This window comes from Kosakonia sp. Marseille-Q7440, from assembly GCF_965119485.1.
In genome coordinates this window covers 1895523-1917449 of record NZ_CBCPLT010000001.1, presented here as the reverse complement: position 1 = coordinate 1917449, position 21927 = coordinate 1895523, and the positions used below count along the sequence as shown (strand labels likewise).

Annotated in this window: 21 protein-coding genes; 13 read left to right on the top strand and 8 right to left on the bottom strand. The window is 56.5% G+C overall.

Features of this window, described 5'->3' with window-relative positions; all coding sequences use genetic code 11:
- Window position 1: 1 nt before the first annotated feature.
- Window positions 2–712, bottom strand: coding sequence for a YnfC family lipoprotein (locus tag ACWPW2_RS08880; protein ID WP_454123615.1), 711 nt, complete (start codon window positions 710–712; stop codon window positions 2–4).
- A gap of 191 nt (window positions 713–903) precedes the next feature.
- Here ACWPW2_RS08880 and ACWPW2_RS08875 point away from each other — a divergent pair, with 191 nt between their 5' ends.
- The 9 genes from ACWPW2_RS08875 to osmV all read left to right on the top strand — a co-directional run bounded on the left by ACWPW2_RS08875 (window position 904) and on the right by osmV (window position 9660).
- Complete coding sequence (locus tag ACWPW2_RS08875) at window positions 904–1185, top strand: DUF1161 domain-containing protein (protein ID WP_023481755.1); 282 nt, start codon at window positions 904–906, stop codon at window positions 1183–1185.
- Between the two features lie 152 nt (window positions 1186–1337).
- On the top strand, window positions 1338–3776 hold the full coding sequence (gene ynfE, locus ACWPW2_RS08870) for a selenate/tellurate reductase subunit YnfE (protein ID WP_454122491.1): 2439 nt from the start codon (window positions 1338–1340) through the stop codon (window positions 3774–3776).
- 10 nt (window positions 3777–3786) lie between these two features.
- Entirely contained in the window at window positions 3787–4404 is a 618-nt protein-coding gene (locus tag ACWPW2_RS08865) for a DMSO/selenate family reductase complex B subunit (protein WP_023481292.1), read from the top strand.
- A 1-nt stretch (window position 4405) separates the two neighbouring features.
- Window positions 4406–5263, top strand: a complete 858-nt coding sequence (locus ACWPW2_RS08860; protein ID WP_454122488.1) for a DmsC/YnfH family molybdoenzyme membrane anchor subunit — start codon at window positions 4406–4408, stop codon at window positions 5261–5263.
- Window positions 5264–5327: 64 nt separating this feature from the next.
- Complete coding sequence (gene dmsD, locus ACWPW2_RS08855) at window positions 5328–5939, top strand: Tat proofreading chaperone DmsD (protein WP_454122486.1); 612 nt, start codon at window positions 5328–5330, stop codon at window positions 5937–5939.
- Between the two features lie 282 nt (window positions 5940–6221).
- Window positions 6222–6932: an osmoprotectant ABC transporter permease OsmY gene (osmY, locus tag ACWPW2_RS08850; protein ID WP_042715180.1), complete on the top strand. Its 711-nt coding sequence runs from the start codon at window positions 6222–6224 to the stop codon at window positions 6930–6932.
- 20 nt (window positions 6933–6952) lie between these two features.
- Window positions 6953–7855 carry an osmoprotectant ABC transporter substrate-binding protein OsmX gene (gene osmX / locus ACWPW2_RS08845; RefSeq protein ID WP_023481624.1) on the top strand — a complete coding sequence of 301 codons (903 nt, stop codon included), beginning with the start codon at window positions 6953–6955 and terminating at the stop codon, window positions 7853–7855.
- Window positions 7856–7864: 9 nt separating this feature from the next.
- On the top strand, window positions 7865–8512 hold the full coding sequence (gene osmW, locus ACWPW2_RS08840; RefSeq protein ID WP_454122483.1) for an osmoprotectant ABC transporter permease OsmW: 648 nt from the start codon (window positions 7865–7867) through the stop codon (window positions 8510–8512).
- Window positions 8512–9660, top strand: coding sequence for an osmoprotectant ABC transporter ATP-binding protein OsmV (gene osmV / locus ACWPW2_RS08835; protein WP_023481673.1), 1149 nt, complete (start codon window positions 8512–8514; stop codon window positions 9658–9660). The genes osmW and osmV overlap by 1 nt, the downstream gene beginning before the upstream one ends.
- Window positions 9661–9714: 54 nt before the next feature.
- On the opposite strand, the gene ACWPW2_RS08830 is transcribed toward osmV, so the two are convergent.
- From ACWPW2_RS08830 to ACWPW2_RS08810, 5 genes are all read right to left on the bottom strand, one after another.
- Window positions 9715–10677 (bottom strand): anthrax toxin lethal factor-related metalloendopeptidase, encoded by a 963-nt coding sequence (locus ACWPW2_RS08830; protein WP_454122480.1) that lies wholly within the window; start codon window positions 10675–10677, stop codon window positions 9715–9717.
- A 59-nt stretch (window positions 10678–10736) separates the two neighbouring features.
- On the bottom strand, window positions 10737–11654 hold the full coding sequence (locus ACWPW2_RS08825; RefSeq protein WP_023481466.1) for a hypothetical protein: 918 nt from the start codon (window positions 11652–11654) through the stop codon (window positions 10737–10739).
- Window positions 11655–11832: 178 nt separating this feature from the next.
- A complete protein-coding gene (bioD, locus tag ACWPW2_RS08820) occupies window positions 11833–12528 on the bottom strand; it encodes a dethiobiotin synthase (protein WP_023481465.1) in 696 nt (231 codons plus the stop codon).
- A gap of 125 nt (window positions 12529–12653) precedes the next feature.
- Complete coding sequence (mlc, locus tag ACWPW2_RS08815) at window positions 12654–13874, bottom strand: sugar metabolism global transcriptional regulator Mlc (RefSeq protein WP_454122477.1); 1221 nt, start codon at window positions 13872–13874, stop codon at window positions 12654–12656.
- A 128-nt stretch (window positions 13875–14002) separates the two neighbouring features.
- Window positions 14003–14899, bottom strand: coding sequence for a LysR family transcriptional regulator (locus ACWPW2_RS08810; RefSeq protein WP_454122474.1), 897 nt, complete (start codon window positions 14897–14899; stop codon window positions 14003–14005).
- Window positions 14900–15017: 118 nt separating this feature from the next.
- Between ACWPW2_RS08810 and ACWPW2_RS08805 the strand changes: the two genes are divergently transcribed.
- The gene (locus ACWPW2_RS08805; protein ID WP_454122472.1) at window positions 15018–16268 is read left to right on the top strand and encodes an MFS transporter; all 1251 of its coding nucleotides are present in this window, start codon (window positions 15018–15020) and stop codon (window positions 16266–16268) included.
- Window positions 16269–16334: 66 nt separating this feature from the next.
- Here the strand turns inward: ACWPW2_RS08805 and ACWPW2_RS08800 are convergent, their stop codons facing one another.
- A complete protein-coding gene (locus ACWPW2_RS08800) occupies window positions 16335–16427 on the bottom strand; it encodes a KPN_01571 family protein (RefSeq protein ID WP_208864599.1) in 93 nt (30 codons plus the stop codon).
- 133 nt (window positions 16428–16560) lie between these two features.
- Here ACWPW2_RS08800 and ACWPW2_RS08795 point away from each other — a divergent pair, with 133 nt between their 5' ends.
- The 3 genes from ACWPW2_RS08795 to ACWPW2_RS08785 all read left to right on the top strand — a co-directional run bounded on the left by ACWPW2_RS08795 (window position 16561) and on the right by ACWPW2_RS08785 (window position 19715).
- Entirely contained in the window at window positions 16561–18045 is a 1485-nt protein-coding gene (locus ACWPW2_RS08795) for a carboxypeptidase M32 (RefSeq protein WP_454122470.1), read from the top strand.
- A gap of 162 nt (window positions 18046–18207) precedes the next feature.
- On the top strand, window positions 18208–18603 hold the full coding sequence (gene asr, locus ACWPW2_RS08790; RefSeq protein WP_034814024.1) for an acid resistance repetitive basic protein Asr: 396 nt from the start codon (window positions 18208–18210) through the stop codon (window positions 18601–18603).
- A gap of 281 nt (window positions 18604–18884) precedes the next feature.
- Complete coding sequence (locus ACWPW2_RS08785; RefSeq protein ID WP_023481653.1) at window positions 18885–19715, top strand: trypsin-like serine peptidase; 831 nt, start codon at window positions 18885–18887, stop codon at window positions 19713–19715.
- Window position 19716: 1 nt separating this feature from the next.
- Here ACWPW2_RS08785 and ACWPW2_RS08780 read toward each other — a convergent pair whose 3' ends face one another.
- Complete coding sequence (locus ACWPW2_RS08780; protein ID WP_454122467.1) at window positions 19717–21879, bottom strand: putative bifunctional diguanylate cyclase/phosphodiesterase; 2163 nt, start codon at window positions 21877–21879, stop codon at window positions 19717–19719.
- Between the last annotated feature and the right edge of the window lie 48 nt (window positions 21880–21927).

Below are 21927 nucleotides of genomic sequence, written 5' to 3'. Positions count from 1 at the left end.
ATCAATAATACTCGATGGTGTTTTTGATGCTGTATTTATGTGTCACCTGCGGCGTTACGCTCTCATCAACAATCTCGAGGCTACAACTCAGCGGATTATCATGTTTGTCGTAGTCGCAGGTCTGCTGCACCTTACTCAGCGGCTTATCATTGAGCGTACTTACCGCGGCATAATCGAGCTTCTTGCGCTTATCTTTCGCCGGCGTGGAGGCGACATCGAGATGCACATCTTTTGAAGTGGTTGATTTGCCCAGCGGGTAGCCTTCGTCATCATAGCGATACTTCACTTCCATATCTTTGCCTGATGCGCGCACCACAAAGCCGTTATCGTCGGTGTCCCAGGTGACGCCCGCCGACGGGAATTCTGCCAGCTGGCATTTCCCCTGTAGCCGCAGTCGCTTCTCCTGCGTTTCGGCTTCGATATAGTAGTTGGCATCCAGCACCAGCGATACGCCGCTATTATTCTCCAGGTCGTGAAGTTCGAGCGTATCGAAACAGCCCTCTTTCGACAGCGTTCCGCTGACGCGCTTCATCACCTCGCCCTTCTCGTTAAGCAGGGTCTGACTAAAGTTTTTTACCGCGCCGCGCAGAGGATCAAAATCGAATTCATTCGAAAAACTTGCCATCTCCGGCGTGAATGCGACCGGGCCTTTTTCCTCATCACATCCGGCCAAAATCAGGGTCAGAGAGATGAGTAATAACTGTTTTTTCAAAGGTTTCACCACAGTTTTCTTTAGAATGGCGCTTATATTAGCAAAACATTTACCCTATAGCGTAATGAGTTAACGACTTCCTTATCGGGTATCTGCGGAATTTCACATACAGGTAAGATGATTCAGAGATTTACCTTTTGTCGAAAAGAGAAGTGCTAAGCTTAAAGCGCACAATAAATAAGGAGACAAGCATGCACTATTCACGTTGGCTGTGCGCTGCACTGCTGGTAGGTTCTGTTCCTGCTTTCGCCGCGCCGGATTCATGCGAACGCGTAAAAACGGATATCCAGCAAAAAATTATTAACAATGGCGTCCCGGAGTCCGGGTTCGAATTGACCGTGGTACCAAACGATCAAGCCGAACAGGCGGGCGGCCAGGTGGTTGGCCACTGCGCCAACGACACTTACAAAATTATCTACGCCCGTAATGGCGGCGCATCATCTCAGAACGAAAACAGTAACAGCAATCAGTAAAATCTAATCCCCCTGAATTTTAGGGGGATTCCCCTCTATTTGATCGTGCATAACATTCCCCTACTCCTTAATGATTACCATACCTCCATCATTAGCCTGCTTTTAATTTGCGCGGGTAAGTTTTTATTTAAAAAATAATAATGGAGTGAGTCATGTCGAAGACGGAATATGCCGGGGGTATTAGCCGACGAACGCTGGTAAAGTCGACCGCCCTTGGATCGTTAGCGCTGGCAGCAAGCAGTTTTTCTCTTCCGTTTGGTATGCGCTCCGCCGCTGCCGCGGTGCAGCAGGCGATGCAACCCGCGCCGGATAAAGTGGTCTGGGGCGCCTGCTCGGTCAACTGCGGTAGCCGCTGCGCCCTGCGTCTGCATGTGCGCGATGAGGAGGTCTACTGGGTCGAAACCGATAACACCGGCGATGACGAATACGGCAATCATCAGGTGCGCGCCTGTCTGCGCGGGCGCTCTATCCGGCGGCGTATCAATCACCCGGATCGTCTCAACTACCCGATGAAACGCGTCGGCAAACGCGGCGAAGGCAAATTTCAGCGCATCAGCTGGGACGAAGCCCTCGATACCCTCGCCGCCCGCCTGAAAGGGGTGGTGGAAAAGTATGGCAACGAAGCGGTCTATATCAACTACTCCTCCGGCATCGTCGGCGGCAACATTACCCGCTCATCCCCGTCCGCCTCGCTCGTCGCCCGCCTGATGGCGATGTATGGCGGCTTTCTCAACCAATATGGTACCTACAGCACGGCGCAAATCGCCTGCGCGATGCCCTACACCTACGGCTCCAACGAAGGGAACAGCACTTCCGATATTGAAAACAGCAAGCTGGTGGTGATGTTCGGCAACAACCCGGCGGAGACCCGCATGAGCGGTGGCGGCATTACCTACTTTCTCGAGCAGGCGCGCGAACGCTCAAATGCGCGAATGGTGGTGATTGACCCGCGCTATACCGACACCGCGGCCGGACGCGAAGATGAGTGGGTGCCGATCCGTCCCGGCACCGACGCCGCGTTAGTCGCCGGTATGGCCTGGGTGCTGATCAGCGAAAACCTGGTCGATCAGCCCTTCCTCGATAAATACTGCATCGGCTACGACGAGAAAACGCTGCCCGCCGGTGCACCGGCAAACGGCCACTACAAAGCCTATATTCTCGGCCAGGGCGATGACGGCGTAGCGAAAACGCCGCAGTGGGCGTCGCGTATAACCGGTATTCCGGCAGACAAAATCATTAAGCTCGCCAGAGAGATTGGCAGCACCAAACCGGCCTATATCTGCCAGGGCTGGGGCCCGCAGCGCCAGGCCAACGGCGAACTGACCGCCCGTGCGATCGCCATGCTGCCGATCCTCACCGGCAATGTCGGCATTAATGGCGGCAACAGCGGCGCGCGCGAGTCGACCTACACCATCACCATCGAGCGGATGCCGATGCCGGAGAACCCGGTGAAAACCGCCATCTCCTGCTTTAGCTGGACCGACGCCATCGCCCGCGGGCCGGAGATGACGGCAACGCGCGACGGCGTGCGCGGCAAAGAGAAGCTCGACGTGCCGATTAAGTTCATCTGGAACTATGCCGGTAACACCCTCGTCAACCAGCATGGCGACATCAATCACACCCACGATGTTCTACAGGATGAGAGCAAGTGCGAGACGATCATGGTGATTGAGAACTTTATGACCTCGTCGGCGATGTACGCCGACATCCTGCTGCCGGATCTGATGACCGTTGAGCAGGAGGATATCATCCCCAACGACTACGCCGGCAACATGGGCTACCTCATCTTCCTGCAACCGGTCACCGCGCCGAAGTTCGAGCGTAAAGGCATCTACTGGATCACCAGCGAGATCGCCCGCCGCCTTGGGCCGGATATCCACCAGCGCTTCACCGAAGGGCGCACGCAGGAGGAGTGGCTGAAATACCTCTACGCCAGAATGGTAGAGAAAGACCCCGCGCTGCCCTCTTACGAGGCGTTGAAAGCGATGGGTATCTACAAGCGTAAAGATCCGAACGGCCACTTCGTTGCCTATAAAAAATTCCGTGACGACCCACAGGCTAATCCGCTGAAAACGCCGTCGGGCAAAATCGAGATCTACTCCAGCAAGCTGGCGGAGATCGCAAGCCGCTGGGAGCTGCAAAACGATGAGGTGATAAGCCCGCTGCCGGTCTACGCCTCCACTTTTGAGGGCTGGGACGATCCGACGCGCGCCACCTTCCCGCTGCAACTTTTCGGTTTTCACTACAAAGCCCGTACTCACTCGAGCTACGGCAACATTGATGTTCTGAAAGAGGCCTGCCGCCAGGAGGTGTGGATCAACCCGCTTGATGCCGAACGGCGCGGGATTAAGAACGGCGATCTTGTTCGGGTCTTTAACGACCGCGGCGAAGTGCGGATTGCGGCGAAAGTGACGCCGCGCATTATGCCGGGCGTCAGCGCCATGGGTCAGGGTGCGTGGCACCAGGCGGATATGGCGGGCGATCGCGTCGATCACGGCGGTTGCGTCAATACGCTGACCACGCACCGCCCTTCGCCGCTGGCGAAAGGTAACCCGCAGCACACCAATCTGGTCGACATTCAAAAGGTTTGAGGAGTAGCCGATGAGCACCCAGTATGGATTTTTTATTGATTCCGCCCGCTGCACCGGTTGTAAAACCTGCGAACTGGCCTGTAAAGATTACAAAGATTTAACCCCGGACGTCAGTTTCCGCCGCGTCTATGAGTACGCGGGTGGCAACTGGCAGGAGGATAACGGCGTCTGGCAGCAAAACGTCTTTGCCTACTATCTCTCCCTCTCCTGTAACCATTGTGAGGATCCGGCCTGCACCAAAGTCTGCCCCAGCGGCGCGATGCATAAACGCGAAGATGGCTTTGTGGTGGTCGACGAAGAGGTCTGTATCGGCTGTCGCTACTGCCATATGGCCTGCCCGTACGGCGCGCCACAATACAATGCGGCAAAAGGCCATATGACCAAATGCGACGGCTGCCACGAGCGCGTGGCAGAGGGCAAAAAGCCTGTCTGCGTCGAGTCCTGCCCGCTGCGCGCCCTCGATTTTGGTCCGATTGAGACGCTGCGTAAAAAGCACGGCACGCTGGCGGCGGTCGCGCCCATTCCGGCGGCGCACTTTACCCGCCCGAATATTGTCATCAAACCCAACGCCAACAGCCGTCCGACCGGGGACACAAGCGGCTATCTGGCTAATCCACAGGAGGTATGAAATGGGAAACGGATGGCATGAATGGCCGCTGGTGCTTTTCACGGTGCTCGGCCAGTGCGTCGTGGGCGGTGTCATTGGCACCGGCCTGGTATGGATGGCTAATGAGGGCGATCGCCGCGGTCAGCTGCATATTGTGCGCAGCCAGTTTTTCCTCTGGCTGCTGATGGGCATCGGCTTTGTCGCCTCAATGATGCACCTCGGCTCGCCGCTGCGCGCCTTTAACTCCCTTAACCGCATTGGTGACTCTGCGTTAAGTAATGAGATTGCCGCCGGCTCGCTCTTTTTTGCCATCGGCGGCATCTGGTGGCTGCTGAGCTGGCTCGGCAAAATGCCGGCTGGCCTCGGTCGCATCTGGCTGCTGATCGGTATGGTCTCTGGCGTGCTGTTTGTCTGGGCGATGACGCGGGTCTATCAGATTGAGACCGTGCCGACCTGGCATAACGGCTACACCACTGCCAGCTTCTTCCTCACCATGCTGATCGGCGGCCCGCTGCTCGCCGCACTGTTACTGCGCTTTGTCGGCATGCGCTTTCCGGCCTCCCGTTTTGCGGCGATAAGCGTGTTCGCGCTGCTGGCAAGCGCGGCGGTGGTGGTGATGCAGAGCATGCAGCTTGGCGAGATTCACTCCTCCGTGCAGCAGGCGACCGCGCTGATCCCGGATTACGGCTTGCTCCAGGCGCTGCGACTGCTGCTTTTAGCGCTGGGGCTGGGCTGCTGGATCTGCCCGCTGGTGCTGCGCAGACAGCCGCGTGTCAGTAGCCTGCTGGTTGGGTTTGCGCTGGTGGTTGCCGGGGAGCTGATTGGCCGCGGCCTCTTTTATGGGCTGCATATGACCGTTGGCGTCGCCGTTGCCGGGTGATCGATTGCGGGGCCGGATAGCGATTAGCGCTTATCCGGCCTTCGGCACTTTTTCGGGAAATACCATGACAGTTGAAAACCGTGAATCGTTTATTTTCACCGCCCGCGTGCTCGGCGCCCTCTTTTACTATCCCCCGCAGAGCGAACCTTCTGCGCCGCTGGTCAGCGCCTTTACACATAATGAGTGGATGGCATCATGGCCACTGGCGCAAAACCTGCTGCTTCCGCTGGCTGAACAATTTTCAGCGGATGGCGAAGAGCCGTTAACCGACGCCTGGCAGCGGCTGTTTATCGGCCCGTGGGCGCTGCCTGCGCCGCCGTGGGGCTCGGTATGGCTGGATAAAGAGTGCGTGCTGTTTGGCGACTCGACGCTGGCGCTGCGCCAGTGGCTGCGCGACAACAACATTGCTTTCGAGATGCAGCAAAACGAGCCGGAGGATCATATCGGCACCCTGCTGATGCTGGCGGCCTGGCTGGCGGAGCAGGGAAAGACGCAGGCCTGCGATGAGCTTCTGGCGTGGCATTTGCTGCCGTGGTCGGGCCGCTTTCTTGCCGTGCTGGAGGAGCAGGCGCAGCACCCTTTCTGGCAGGCGCTCGCCCGGCTGGCACAGCTTACTTTGGCAGAGTGGCAAGCGAACCTGTTAATGCCGGTGGCGCAGAAGCCGCTTTTTCGTTAACACCCTCTCTTTCACATGCCGGGATAGTTTATCCCGGCAACCATATGTGACAACGTCACTCCTGCCGCTTCGCTTTTAAGACAATTCTTTAATATTCCGATCGGCCTTTACGCGGTAAGGCTTACTGTGCAAAAGCCGCCTGCCGCTGGGTTTTAAAAAGCGGCCTCAGAACTGGAAGCATCCCCGCACGCTTGCTATAGCTCAAAGCACCCTGCCGAACATGGCATAACAACACGCAACCTGCCGTTGCTATAACGCATGCAAACAGGGAGAGACACTGCCATGCAGACTTCCATGCTTACCCGCGCGCTGCTGTTTATCGCCGGGATTGTCGCCATACTGGCGCTGATTACCTGGGGTGTCGGGCTGGAGACGATAAAAGCCCGCCAGGTGGATTTGATTTATCTCGGGCAACAGCACCTGATTCTGGTGTTCAGCTCAATGTTTTTTGCACTCTTAGTCGGTATTCCCAGCGGTATCGCCCTTAGCCGCCCCGCCGCACGCGGGGTAGCCGAGTATGTAATGCAGATTTTCAACGTCGGTAACACGCTGCCGCCGCTTGCGGTGCTGGCCCTGGCGATGGTGGTGATTGGCATTGGCGATACGCCAGCGATCATCGCGCTGTTTCTTGCCTCACTGCTGCCGATTGTGCGCAACACCTATGCCGGGCTCTGCTCGGTGCCCGCCTCGTTAATTGAAGCGGCGAATGGGATTGGCATGACCAAATGGCAGCGCTTACGCCAGGTGGAGCTACCGAATGCCCTGCCGGTGATCCTCTCCGGGGTGCGAATTGCGACAGCGATTAACGTCGGTACCGCGCCACTGGCGTTTCTGATTGGCGCCAGCAGCTATGGCGAACTTATCTTCCCCGGTATCTATCTCAATGATTTCCCGACGCTGATTTTAGGCGCAGCCGCCACGGCGCTGTTCGCCCTGATCCTCGATACCCTGCTGGCGGCGCTGGGCCGTCTTCTTAGCCCGCACACGGCGTGATAACAATAAGAGGAAGTGTGATGAAACGACTTTTTCATACGCTGGGCTGGCTGGCAGCAACGGCGCTAATTACCGCCAGCGCCCATGCGGCACCGCTGATTGTGGCGACCAAAAGCTTTACCGAGCAGCATATTTTGTCGGCCCTGACCGTGCAGTATTTGCAGAAAAAAGGCTTCCAGGTGCAGCCGCAGACCAATATCGCGACGGTGATTTCCCGTAACGCGATGATCAACAAGCAGGTCGATATGACCTGGGAATATACCGGCACCTCGCTGATTATTTTTAACCACATCAACAAACGCATGTCGGCACAGGAGACCTACGACACCGTCAAACGCCTCGATGCGAAACACGGTCTGGTGTGGCTTAACCCGGCCAACATGAACAACACCTATGCTTTCGCCATGCAGCGTAAACGCGCCGAGGCTGAGCACATCACCACCATGTCGCAAATGGTGGCGAAGATTGAAGAGATCCGTAAAACCAACCCGAAAAAGAACTGGCTGCTGGGCCTCGATCTGGAGTTTGCCGGGCGCAGCGACGGCATGAAACCGTTGCAGCAGGCGTATGGCATGGAACTGGATCGCCCGCAAATCCGCCAGATGGACCCCGGCCTGGTCTATAACGCCATCCGCGACGGCTTTGTCGATGCTGGTCTGGTCTACACCACCGATGGCCGTCTGAAAGGCTTCGATCTGAAAACGCTGGAGGATGATAAAGGCTTCTTCCCGAGTTATGCGGTCACCCCGGTGGTGCGTAAAGACACCCTTGAGGCCAACCCGGGCTTAGAAGAGGCGCTCAATACGCTCTCCGGGCTGCTGAACAACGAGGTGATTATCTCCCTCAACGCGAAAGTCGATATCGATCACCAGACGCCGCAGCAGGTCGCCCGCGACTTCCTGCGCGAGAAAGGGTTGCTGTAAGGAGAGCCTATGGACACGATTCACTACATGATGGACAACGCAGGCTACCTGGCGAGCCTCACCTTCCAGCATCTCTGGCTGGTGCTGCTGGCTGTGGGCCTGGCGATACTCATTGGCGTACCGCTGGGAGTTTTGATTGTGCGCCACAAATGGCTGGCAACGCCGGTACTCGGCCTGGCAACGCTGGTGCTGACCATTCCATCAATTGCCCTGTTTGGGCTGATGATCCCGCTCTTTTCTCTGGTCGGCCAGGGGATTGGCGCATTACCGGCAATTACTGCGGTGTTTCTCTACTCGCTGCTGCCGATTGTGCGCAACACCCACACCGCCCTCGACAGCCTGCCGCCGGGGCTGCGTGAAGCGGGCCGCGGGATTGGCATGACCTTCTGGCAGCGCCTGCGCTGGGTGGAGATCCCGATGGCGCTGCCAGTGATTTTCGGCGGGATCCGTACCGCTGTGGTGATGAATATTGGCGTAATGGCTATCGCCGCCGTGATTGGTGCGGGCGGGCTGGGACTGCTGTTGCTGAACGGCATTGGCGGGAGTGATATCCGCATGCTGATTGCCGGCGCGGTGATGATCTGTGTGCTGGCGATTGTGCTCGACTGGTTACTGCACCGCTTACAAATCGTGCTGACGCCGAAGGGGATTCGATAATGATTAAACTGGAAAATCTGACCAAACAATTTACGCAAAAGAACGGCCAGAGTGTGAATGCCGTCGACAACGTCAACCTGATGGTACCGGAAGGTGAAATGTGCGTGCTGCTCGGCCCTTCCGGCTGTGGCAAAACCACTACGCTGAAGATGATTAACCGCCTGATTACGCCAAGCAGCGGCAAGATCCTGATTAACGGTGAAGACACCAGCGGCATGGATACGGTTACTCTGCGGCGCAATATCGGCTATGTGATCCAGCAGATCGGCCTGTTTCCCAATATGACTATCGAAGAGAACATTACCGTGGTGCCGCGCATGCTGGGCTGGGATAAAGCGCGCTGCAAAAGCCGTGCGGAAGAGTTGATGGAGATGGTGGCGCTTGATGCGAAAAAGTTCCTGCACCGCTACCCGCGCGAGATGTCCGGAGGCCAGCAGCAGCGTATTGGCGTGATCCGCGCGCTGGCGGCCGATCCACCGGTGTTGCTGATGGATGAACCCTTCGGCGCGGTCGACCCGATCAACCGCGAAGTGATCCAGAACCAGTTCCTTGAGATGCAGCGCGCGCTGAAAAAGACGGTGCTGCTGGTCAGCCACGATATCGACGAAGCATTAAAGCTCGGCGACCGCATTGCGGTGTTCCGTCAGGGACGCATCGTGCAGTGCGCCAGCCCCGATGAGTTGCTGGCAAAACCGGCGAATGAGTTTGTCGGATCGTTTGTCGGCCAGGACCGGACGCTCAAGCGCCTGCTGCTGGTTTCTGCCGGGGACGTCACCGATCAGCAACCGACCATTACCGTGCGCGAATCGACCCCCGCCGCTGAGGCGTTTGCCATTATGGATGATAACGATATGCGTGCCGTAACGGTGGTCGACGGTGCCGGTAAACCGCTCGGCTTTGTCAAACGTCGCGAAGCGCGCCATGATGCCCGCGACTGCGCTGCCCTGCTGCATCCGTTCCGCATCACCGGTAAAGCGGAGGATAACCTGCGCGTGGTGCTTTCAAGGCTCTATGAGAGCAATACCAGTTGGATGCCAATCGTCGATGAAGAGGGTCGCTATAACGGCGAGATTTCACAGGACTATATTGCTGAGTATTTAAGCTCCGGGAAAACGCGCCGGGCGCTGGCGATCCACAGCGAGAGTTAAGGGAATTTGCCAAATGGCGTTAACCGCAGGCCGGATAAGCCGCGGTTAGCGCCTTCAGGTCACCGATTTCATTTTGCGCGCAAGATAAGCTTTAATATTTGGCCAATTCCGCTGCTCTGTTTTCCCGTACAAATCACTGAACCCTTCGGCAAAAGCCTCTTCCGCCCCGCCGCTGGTGCCGCCCTGCCAGTAGTAGTTATCAAATGATTCCGGCGATGTGTTGCCCAGATCTTTTTCCCAGGCAGAAATAAAACTGGGTCGTTTGCTTAAATAATCTCCCGCTTCGCCCGTGCCCTTTGGCCCCATTAACGCTTTTTCGCCAAAGCTACGATCAATCGCGTGGGCATATTCATGCAGCACTAAGTTTGTCGAGCTGTGATTCGTGGCCGGTGCCCATTCACCGAATTTGTCTTTACTCAACGACACTATGGTTTCGTCGGGGTGAATGCCCTGCGTCGCAATTTTCCCGGCAGCGCCGATACCCGGCACAGATGCCCATGTTTTGCCCTCCGCCCAGCCTCTTGGCGCAACGTTTTTCAAGCCGCGCCTGCCAGCATGGTTGGTAATATTGTCGTTTGTCGCGGTAATAAACTGCCCCAGAGAGATGGCCTTGTTAAGCACCGGAAAGGGAATCTTTTGCAGTGCATCTTTCACCTTCGTCACATCCATCGGCATATTGTCCGGCGTCGTGCTGGTATAGATGGATCGCGAAATCATTTCCCGGGCAACAATAAAATCCGCAATCGCCGCCATATGTTCAGGGGTGATCATCGCTGTGCTGTTTAAGGGGATGGTGTCGCCAAGCGCGTACCAGATCTCTTTGTATACCGTTCCGCCATAAACGTTATAGACAGCCTGAAATGCTTGCTGGTACGTCTGAATAGATTTCGCAAGGCCAGCGCGCCGCGCCTGTTTTGCAATAAGATGGCGCGCGGTATCTTCCGCGTCATCTTCTGAAGATGATTCGGCATTGCTTTGGTTTTGCGCCCTGGCTTTCTCTTTTGCATAGGCATACATCAGTTTCTCTCCAGGGCTTTGATTTACCGAAGCAACGCGATGAACAGCCGCCAGGATCGTTATCTGTACAACCTGTAAATATCACCTTTATATTTTTTCACTTCCGCAGGTGATTGCTCAACAAAGCGATAGGTGGTCCCACTTCGCCCCATATATTTAAATTTGGTTCCTACTGGAAAAATACTCTCCTTCTCGGCAACGTTACCAAATTTAAACTCTTTTGGATTACCTATAATGTCGTATATCACGCCCAACTCATCATTATCTGAAGAAGTATTATATTTACCGACAGCAAACCTTTCTGCCATCTTTTTATCCTGGGTGACCGACATAAGAAAATTGGCGCTAACTAACATACCAGGTTCGATGATATTGAGAACTGATCTGTATTTCGTTCCTCTTAAATAGGTGTTCAACCCCGAAAACTTTGCCTCTTCCGTAGCCTGTTTCATAATTGCAATCGCATTCCCTTTTTTGCTCAATATTTTTATGACTCTTTTTATATCTATCCCGGGCGCGAAGGGCGCTGAATTTTCGCCGCCTTCAAACTGTTTTTTGGCATCTTTCGCCAGTGAAGCAGGATCAGGGACCTCAATGTCTTGTCCTTTTTCCTTTCTGATAAGAGAGTTAATATATAGTGCCCCTTCGTTTGTTGCATATAAATAGAGCGCACCATCCACCACATCGGCAGGGAATTTTTTATTTGACTTGTCTATTGATGTTGATTTTGCGCTTCTGGATGAAGCAGCGCTTGCGTTACTGTTGCCACCCGCAGTCGCACCTGAGCGATATTTGCCGACCAGCAGATGAGGCTCTTTTAATTTCGGATTGAGCTGCTTTATTTTATCGAGAATACTTTTAAGGTCATCCTTAGGGATATTATTTATTCGCAATTGCTCAAGAATTTCATCCTCTGAAGGCGCGGCATTATGTGCGGAAAGCGGGGATTTAGTTTTCTCTTTTGCATATGCATACATGGCCTTTATCTCCAGGGACATTTTTCAATTAAGCGTAGCCCTCGCCGGAAATCTCTAACTTCCCTTTCAGATATTTCATTCAAAAATATGCAGAGTAAAACAGGCGTAGCGCGCTGGTCGGAATGCGCCAGGCCGGACAGGCATCAGCGCTATCCGGCAAAAGATTCAGAAAAGCGGCTCAGGCGAGCACGCGGTCAGCGACCAGCATGCCGGTGGCCATTTGCAGATTGATATAGTGGGCGAGATCGCGCTGTTCAGGCCGCGGGAGATAGGGCAACTCACCCACCAGCGGTGCGGGCAGTTTTTTGCTGAGCACGTTGATGATCTCGGCATAGTGCGCAAGGCCTGGGTTGATGCGGTTTGCCACCCAGCCAATCAGCGGCAGGCCATCGCTGGCGATCGCCTGAGCGGTGAGCAGGGCATGATTGAGGCACCCTTCCTGAATCCCCACCACCATCACCACCGCCATCTGCTCCTGCACCACCCACTCGGAGAGCGGACGCAGATCGTTCATCAGGCTGCGCCAGCCGCCGGTGCCTTCGACAACGACGTGATCGACCTGCTTACACAAATCGGCCAGTCCGTTCGACAGCAGGGTGTAGTTGATGGGACAGCTGTGCGCTACGCTGCTCTCCTCTTCACTCAGCGCAATCGGGTTGATGGCGCTGTAAGGCAGTTCGAGGGAGGAGACACTTTGCAGCACCAGCGCGTCTTTATTACGCAGCCCTTCCGGCGTTGCCTGACTTCCTTTTGCAACAGGCTTATAACCTGCCACCGTTTTGCCGCTGGCAGCCAGCGCCTGGAGCAGCGCGCGGGACGCCACTGTCTTCCCGACAGAAGTGTCTGTACCCGTAACAAAGAAACGCTTAAGCATAAGTAACTCCACCGTTAAGCAACGAAAATATAATCCGGAAATATAATTCAGAGCAGAAAGTCTACGGGAAGTGGTGGAGGCTCAATTTGAGATAGCGCAATTTTTATCGCGACTGGGTAAAAATGTTACCCCTGTAACAAACGAATCAGCAGCGATCCGTTATACATCGCGTCTTTTACCAGCGCGGCACCCGCCATGGTGCCCTGATTGGTGAACTGCGTACTCTCAACAGAGATATGTTGGCTGTACGCGGGTAGCGCCTGCTGGCGAATGCAGTCGGCAATGGTGGGAAACAGCACATCTGCCGCAAGGCTCAGCGGAGAGCCAATCAATATTTTTTGCGGGTTGAACAAATTGACCATGATGGCGAGAATGCGCCCGACATTCGCCCCGACGCCGCTGATGATATCTTTTGCCAGCAGATCGCCCTTCAGCGCCGCCTGGCAGAGCCACTCCACCGTCAGGGGTTGCTGGTGCAGCATCGAACTCATCGACTGGCTCATGCGCAGCTGCGCCAGCTCCAGCACGCTCTCCACGCTGGCAATGGTCTCGAGGCAGCCGTGGTTGCCGCAGTAGCAGCGCTTGCCGTAAGGGTCGACCTGCGTATGTCCAATCTCCACCAGGCTACTACTGCCCGCATGGAGCAGGCGTCCATCGGTGATCACCCCGGCGCCGACGTTATGGTCGATCACCACCTGAATCACATCCCGTGCGCCGCGCGATGCGCCAAACAGCGCTTCCGCCATCGTCCAGGCGCTGATGTCATGCTGCACATAGACCGGCACGCCGGTGTGCTCCTCCAGCGCTTCGCCGAGCGGCATCTCCTTCACATCCTCATAAAAGGGCATGCGGTGAACAATGCCATTTTCCGTATCAATAATGCCCGGCAGCGTGATGGCGATCGCCGTCAGCCGCTCAAGCTTGTGCTGATGGCGGATAAAAAATTGATCGATTTGAGTAATGATGCGGGTGAGTAAGGGGTCGGCGGCGGTTAAGGGAAGATCGAGACGATCCTCAACCACCAGCTTGCTGCTTAAATCGCGCAGGGAGAGAAAAATTTCGCCGCGGCTAATGCGCAGCGAGAGGTAGTGCCAGGCTTCGGTCTCCACCACCAGCCCGACCGCCGGACGCCCGCGGCTACCCGGCTCCTGGATCTCCGTCTCCTGCACCAGATGGGCTTCCAGCATTTCGCGTACGATTTTGGTGATGCTTGCCGGAGCCAGTTGCGCCAGACGGGAGAGGTCGATACGCGAGACCGGGCCAAGCTGGTCGATGAGGCGATAGACTGCGCCCGCATTGGTCTGCTTTATTTGATCAATATGCCCCGGCTGGCTATCAGCGACCACCTCATACTCCCTTATTTTCGCGCTTCGAAATAAACATTCGGCTATGGTGAAACACTTAACGGCTGTCGTCAAATATTTACCCATGCTTGTGATTTAACGCACATTTTGCCCGCCGTTATGGGTGAAATTCAGCCGTTTGCCGCGTCAAGGAGCTGCTGTTTGAAACGCGCCGCCGCCGCCCCCTGCTCCTGGTGTTTTGACCACACCAGCCACATCTCCGAGACGGCATCCTCCTCAATAATCGGTATCCAGCACATCTCGCTGAGCTGAACGCGGTGAAACGAGGCGGGCAAAATCGAAACGCCAAGCCCCGCCGCTACCAGGCCGATAATGGTCATCGCCTCGCCCACTTCCTGCGCGATGCGCGGCGTCAGCTGGTAGCGTCGCATCAGGCTGAGGATGTCGTCATACAGGCCGGTGCCAACATGGGGATCGAAAAAGACAAACGGCTCCTGCGCCAGTTCGTGCAGCGAGACAGCCGTACGTGTTGCCAGCGGGTGGTTACGCGGAACCATCGCCAGCAGCGGTTCGCGCAGGATCACCTCCCACGCCAGCGTCTCCGGCAGCGGGGTGTTGCGCATTAAACCGAGATCCAGCGTTCCCTCATTAAGTGGCGCTATCTGTTCGCGGGTGTTGATCTCTCGCGTCTGGATATGCACATCCGGGTAGCGCTGGCGAAAGGAAGAGAGGGTGTCTGAGACCGCTTTAATAAAGGGCGCGGAGGAGGTAAAGCCAATGCGTAACTCGCCTGTCTCGCCCTGGTGTAAACGCAGCGCACGGGCGGCGGCTTCATCCACCTGGTTTAAGATCTGCCGGCTGTCGGCCAGAAACTGGCGCCCGGCCGGGGTCAATGAGACGCTACGATTTGTGCGGGCCAGCAACCGCGCGCCGACCTGCTGTTCGAGGATCTGAATTTGCTGGCTCAGGGGCGGCTGCGAGATGTTCAGCCGTGCGGCGGCATGACCAAAATGGAGCTCTTCCGCAACGGCGATAAAGTAGCGCAGATGGCGCAGTTCGATATTCATATTTTTAACGTCTTATTTGAGATTATTAATATATTAGACAGAATAATGCCGCTTTCATACCCTTACGCCGTGGTAAGCCCGTCCCCGTAATGACGGGCCAAAAAGGTAAGGATCTCAAGTGAGTCGTACAACAACGGTTGATAGCGAACCGACACACATCGTTAACGAAAAACCCGCCGCCCTGCCGGGGCAGTTTATTAAACGTGGCACTCCCCAATTTATGCGCGTCACGCTGGCGCTCTTTTCCGCCGGGCTGGCGACCTTCGCCCTGCTCTACTGCGTTCAGCCCATCTTGCCGGTGCTCTCCCATGAGTTCGGTGTTTCGCCCGCCGGCAGCAGTATCTCCCTCTCTATTTCTACCGCCATGCTGGCGATTGGCCTGCTGTTTACCGGGCCGTTATCGGATGCCATTGGGCGCAAAAATGTGATGGTTACCGCGCTGCTTCTGGCGTCGTGCTGCACGCTGCTCTCAACGATGATGACCAGCTGGCACGGCATTCTGGTGATGCGCGCGCTGGTGGGGCTATCCCTAAGCGGCGTGGCGGCAGTCGGCATGACCTACCTGAGTGAAGAGATCCACCCCAGTTTTGTCGCCTTCTCGATGGGGCTTTATATCAGCGGTAATTCCATCGGCGGCATGAGCGGCCGCTTGCTGAGCGGTGTTTTTACCGACTTCTTTAACTGGCGGGTAGCGGTGGCGGTGATTGGCTGCTTTGCGCTGGCCTCGGCGCTGATGTTCTGGAAGATTTTGCCCCCCTCGCGCCACTTTCGCCCCTCCTCTCTGCGGCCAAAAACGCTGCTGATTAACTTCCGTCTGCACTGGCGCGATCGCGGCCTGCCGCTGCTCTTTCTCGAAGGCTTTTTGCTGATGGGATCGTTTGTCACGCTGTTTAACTATATTGGCTATCGCCTGATGCAATCCCCGTGGATGCTGAGCCAGGCGGTGGTTGGTCTGCTGTCGGTGGCCTATCTGACCGGCACCTGGAGTTCGCCAAAAGCGGGCGCGATGACCAGCAAATATGGCCGCGGCCCGGTGATGATTGCCTTTACCTCAATCATGCTGCTCGGTTTACTGCTGACGCTCTTCTCGTCGCTGTGGGCGATCTTTATCGGCATGCTGCTCTTTACCAGCGGTTTTTTTGCCGCACACTCCGTTGCCAGCAGCTGGATTGGCCCCCGCGCTAAGCGCGCCAGAGGCCAGGCCTCGTCGCTCTATCTCTTCAGCTACTACCTTGGCTCGAGCGTGGCAGGAACCCTGGGCGGCGTATTCTGGCACAGCTATGGCTGGAACGGCGTCGGCGGGTTTATCGCGGCGATGCTGGTGCTGGCCCTGCTGGTCGGCACACGGCTGCACGCACGTCTGCGTTAGCGCGTATAAAGGAAGGCGGCCCTGCGCAAGCGGGGCTTTTTTATTGTGATGTAGCGCGGCAAAGGGCTAGAAAAGCGCGAAGACCGAGCTTGCGCCCATCAACTCCCGCACAGCGTCAAGCGCCATTAAACTGCAGATCACCCAAATGAAAGGATTCATGGTTTTTTGCTGTGTTATGCGTTTATTGGTTAAATGAATGTGTTCTCTATTATGGTACAGATTTTAACATTAGCCGCAGAACTACTATTTTTGGGCGTTCAGGTTAATAAAATGCAAAAAAATCAGAGGCATTATGGATAAGCAGAACTATCAACAACTCACCCGTACCTTCCTTCGCCTGTCACGTTTCTCACACCTTGCTGCCGTTGCCGGCTGGGATATGTTCGCCATGATGCCGCCGGGCGGCAGCGCTGCGCGCGGTGAAGCGCTGGCAGAGCTGAGCGTGCTGCGCCACCAGATTTTAACCAACCCGCAGGTTGGTCAGTGGCTTGCCAGCGCCGCTCAGGAAGATCTCAACGATGTTGAGCAGGCTAACCTGCGCGAAATGCAGCGCCACTACGATGAAGCAGCCCTGCTGCCGGAAGCGCTGGTGGAAGCTCTGTCACTGGCGGGCAGTAAATGCGAACACGCCTGGCGTACCCAGCGCCCGGCCAATGACTGGGCGGGCTTCTCCGCCAATCTGAAAGAGGTGGTCAAACTCACCCGCGAAGAGGCGAAGCTGCGCGCGGCGGCGAAAGGCTGCTCCCCCTATGATGCCCTGCTGGATAAGTTCGAGCCGGATATGACCAGCGCCCGCCTTGATGAGCTGTTTGGCGAGGTCAAAAGCTGGCTGCCGGATCTGCTGAAACAGGCGGTAGAGAAACAGGCGCAGCAGACGCTTATCGCCCCGCAAGGGCCGTTCCCGATTGCCGATCAGCGCGAACTGGGTTTGCAGGCGATGAAGACGCTCGGTTTCGACTTTAACGGCGGACGCCTTGATGTCAGCGCCCACCCCTTCTGCGGCGGCGTGCCGGAAGATGTGCGCATCACCACCCGGTACGATGAAAATGAGTTGCTGAGTGCCCTGTTCGGCGTGGTGCATGAAACCGGTCACGCCCGCTACGAGCAGAACCTGCCGCGCAGCTGGCCAGGTCAGCCGATTGCGCTGGCGCGCTCGACGGCGATCCACGAGTCACAGAGCCTCTTCTTTGAGATGCAGCTTGGCCGCAGCGAAGCCTTCCTGCGCCGTCTGCAGCCCGCGATTATTGAGCGCTTTGGTATGCAGCCTGCCTTTGAAGAGCACAACTTTATCGCCTGGAACCAGCGCGTGAAGCCGGGCTATATTCGCGTCGACGCCGACGAGGTAAGTTATCCGGCACACGTTATTCTGCGCTATGAGATTGAGCGGGCGCTGATCGACGGTGAGATTGAGGTCGACGATATTCCGGCACTGTGGAATGAGAAGATGCAGGCCTGGCTTGGACTCTCGACCGAAGGCAACTACCGCAACGGCTGTATGCAGGATATTCACTGGACCGACGGCGGCTTTGGTTACTTCCCCTCTTATACGCTGGGCGCGATGTACGCCGCACAGCTGTTCCACGCCGCGCGCCGTGCGCTGCCGGGTCTCGATGACGCCATCGCCGCCGGTGATTTCAGCGCGCTGTTTGAGTGGCTGCGCCAGAACATCTGGCAGCACGGCAGCCGCTTTAGCACCGCACAGCTGATTGCCAACGCCACCGGCGAGCCGCTGAACGCGGACTATTTCCGACAGCATCTTACCCGCCGTTACCTCTGATCACCCCGCGCCGGAGCCGCTTTCCGGCGCGTTTTCCCTCTCTGTACATTCCGTTACACGCCGATACCAATCACTCACGGAAACGCTTCGATAACAGGGATATAGTTCTTTCAACGGCCCCGCAGTGGGGTTGAATGAAGAAACTAATTCGAGGATATCGGAATGAAAAAAGTATTAGCTCTGGTTGTTGCCGCTGCAATGGGTCTGTCTTCTGCTGCTTTCGCTGCTGACACCGCTGCCACCTCTCAGGCGCCGGCTGCTGCGCCGACTACCACTACCGCTGCTCCGGCTGCTGCTGACACTAAAGCTGCTCCGGCGAAGAAAGTTCACCACAAGAAACACAAAAAAGCCGCTGAGCAGAAAGCTCAGGCTGCTAAAAAACAGCACAAGAAAGCTGCCGCTAAACCGGCTGCTGAGCAGAAAGCCCAGGCTGCTAAAAAGCACCACAAAAAAGCAGCCGCTAAACCGGCTGTAGAGCAGAAAGCCCAGGCTGCTAAAAAACACCACAAACACGTAAAACACACTGCTGCTAAACCGGCTGCACAGCCGGCTGCATAAGCCACGTGTCTGTAACCGGCGCTCGCCATGAGCGCCGTGCTAAAACGCGGCGCTGAGCCCTTCGGGTGAAGCGCCGTTTTTCTCTGGAGGCCTGAGCATGCTGCGACGTTATCGTTTTGAAGTTATCCTGATGATGTTAATTCTCTGCGCGCTTATCGCCCTCCGTTTTTATCTTTATTGATGTAGCACGCTGATTTTACTCCCGCTTTCTATGCGTCCCGTCTATATTTATTACTCATGGCTCGACCTTAATAATCATAATTTCCCCACCTGAGAGTACTATGCGAAGAACCGTTGTGCTGTTGCTGGGACCGCTGCTTTTGTTTTCCGCTGTTGGACATGCTGATGATGGCGATGAGGACGCGGTTAGCGCCAGGGATATAAAAACCCTCTTTTTTGGGCATGACGATCGTGTCCGTGTCGCGTCACCGACCACCGCACCGTGGGATGCGATAGGTCAGCTCGAGACCGCCAGCGGCAATCTCTGCACCGCCACGCTTATCTCCCCGCATCTCGCCTTAACCGCCGGGCACTGTCTGCTGACGCCGCCGCGCGGCAAAGTCGATAAAGCGATAGCGCTGCGCTTTGTGTCGCAAAAAGGGATCTGGCGCTATGAGATCCACGGTATTGAAGGGCGCGTTGATGCCTCGTTGGGTCGACGCCTGAAGGCCGACGGCGAAGGGTGGATTGTCCCCTCCTCGGCTGCCTCATGGGATTTTGGGCTGATCGTTTTACGCTATCCGCCCTCCGGCATTACGCCGCTGCCGCTGTTTAGCGGCGATAAAGAGGCGCTTACCGCCGCGCTGAAGGCGGCCAACCGCAAAGTGACGCAGGCGGGTTATCCGCAAGATCATCTGGATAATCTCTTCAGCCACCAGGATTGTATTGTGACGGGCTGGGCGCAGAGCAGCGTGCTGTCGCATCAGTGCGATACGCTGCCGGGCGATAGCGGCTCACCGCTGATGTTAAAAACCGATGAGGGCTGGCAGTTGATCGCCGTGCAAAGCTCAGCCCCGGCGGCAAAAGATCGCTGGCGCGCCGATAACCGCGCGATTGCGGTGACCGGTTTTCGTGACAAGCTGGACGCGCTGGCCAGCGATACGGTGCAGTAACTCACTCCTGCCGCTGGTGATGCTGTTGTAGCAGCCTCTCCAGCGGCATCGGTGCGCTAAAGTAGAAGCCCTGCAACTGATCGCAGCCCGCATCACGCAGTAGCGCCATTTGCGTTTCGTTTTCCACCCCTTCCGCTACGACCTGCATCCCCAGCGCGCTGGCAATGCGGATTGTGCCGCTTACTAATGCTGACGCCTGCTCATCGTTATCCACTAATCCGGCAAGGGATTTATCAATTTTGATGGTGTCGAAATTAAAGCGCCGCAGGTAGCCGATGCTGGAGTAACCGGTGCCGAAATCATCGAGCGCCACCGCCGTGCCCAGCGCTTTTAGGTTGGCAATCGCCGCCTGCGCGCGCTCCGGGTTCTCCAGCACGTACGTTTCCGTCACCTCCAGTTGCAGGCGCTGCGCCGGAAAGCGGCAGGTCTCCAGCACCTGGGCCACTTTGTCTTCAAACTCCGGGTCGCGAAACTGCGCGGGAGAGATATTAACCGACAGTTTGAGCCCCGCCTGCGGATAGAGATCGCGGCAGGCGCGACGCAGGACAAACTGCCCCAGCGCGTAAATCAGGCCACTGGTTTCAGCAATCGGGATAAACTCGTCCGGTTTCAGCTCGCCATCCGGACGCCGCGGCCAACGCGCCAGCGCTTCAACGCCGTTCATCTTGCCGCTACGGGCATCGATAATCGGCTGATACCAGACGTCAAACTCTTCGCGCTCCAGCCCGTCACGAATATCGTTTTCAATCATCAGCTGGCGCTCGCGGGCGCTGTTTAGTGCGGCGTCATAGTGCGTCATCCGCGCTTTGCCGCACATTTTCGAATGGTACATGGCGATATCGGCCCGGCGGAACAGCTCGGAGCTTGAGCATTCCACCAGCGTTCCGCTGGCGATACCGATGCTGGCGCTGATATGCAGCGAACGTTTGCCAATGCGCACCGGTGCGCGGAAGTAGTCGAGCACCGTTTGCGCAAAGTCGGCGGCTTTTTCAACCGACCACGGCCCGCTCAGGGTCATGGCGAACTCATCCCCGCCCATGCGCGCCAGCATGCCGTCGGCCGGTACTTTTTCCTGCAACGTCTGCGCAATCGTGACGATCAGCCGGTCACCCACGTCATGACCATAGATATCGTTCACATCTTTAAAGCCATCAAGATCGATAAACACCACGCTGATTAGATCGCTGTTGCCCCACTCGCTCCACTGATCTAACTGCTCAATCAGCGCGCGTCGGTTAGGCAGACGGCTGAGCCAGTCGGTTAGCGCAATGCTGCGCGCCAGCTTCTCCCCTTTCGCCAGCTTATAAAGCCCGGCGCTGCTCAGCACAATAAACAGCAGAATAAGACCCGAGGCGAGCATCGCGATCTGGCGAATATCGTCTGCCGCCGCGTCTGCCGCTTCCGCGCCAGGTAAGTGCGGTTTCCAGCTCATATAACCGAGGAATTCATCTGCAGATCCATGTAACGGGATACTGCTCGCTGGGGTATTTTGCGACGACAGTCGCAGGTTCTGGATCTGAAAGGTGCTGCCGAGTTCGCTGAGCAGTTCATCATCAAGATGACGGGTCATCACTAAGTAACGACGCGCGCTGCCCTGCTTCTCAAGCCGCCCCGATACCGGGCGGATCAGGCCTATGCTGACAAATGCTACCCCCCGCTGTGTGCGGGTGATACCGGCGAAAATGTCCTTGCCCTGCTGCAACGCCGCGGCATGGTTGCGAATAAGCGCCGCCAGCCCGTCACCAAAAAAGGCGAGATTGCGCTCGGTAAAAGGCTGGCTGCGAAACGCCCCCCACACCACTGCAAAGTGTTCATCCAGCACAAAGGTGCCGTCATAAAGATTATCGACTTTAAAGCCCGCGCCCCAGGTGTTGTAGAGCCAGCCGGTATCCATCGGCGTGCGGTAGACGACGCGCACCGCTTCATCCCACACCGCGTTATCGAGGCCGAGAGATCGCATCCTGTTGACCGAAGTCTGAATTGCCCCCTGCACGGCGAGCGCCGCGCGGTGCTCGTCGATTTCATTCGCTTTGCTGCTAATCAGGTGCAGTGAGAGATAGAGGAGCGCAACGACGGAGATGATTAAGCTCACTCCCGCCAGAAAAATCATCACAAAGAGCGTTCTTGCTGTGGGAATATTGCGCCAGCTTAGCGGATTGAGCATCGACGACCCTTACTGGTGTCCCGTAACGTTTGTTATTGTCCTCTAAGC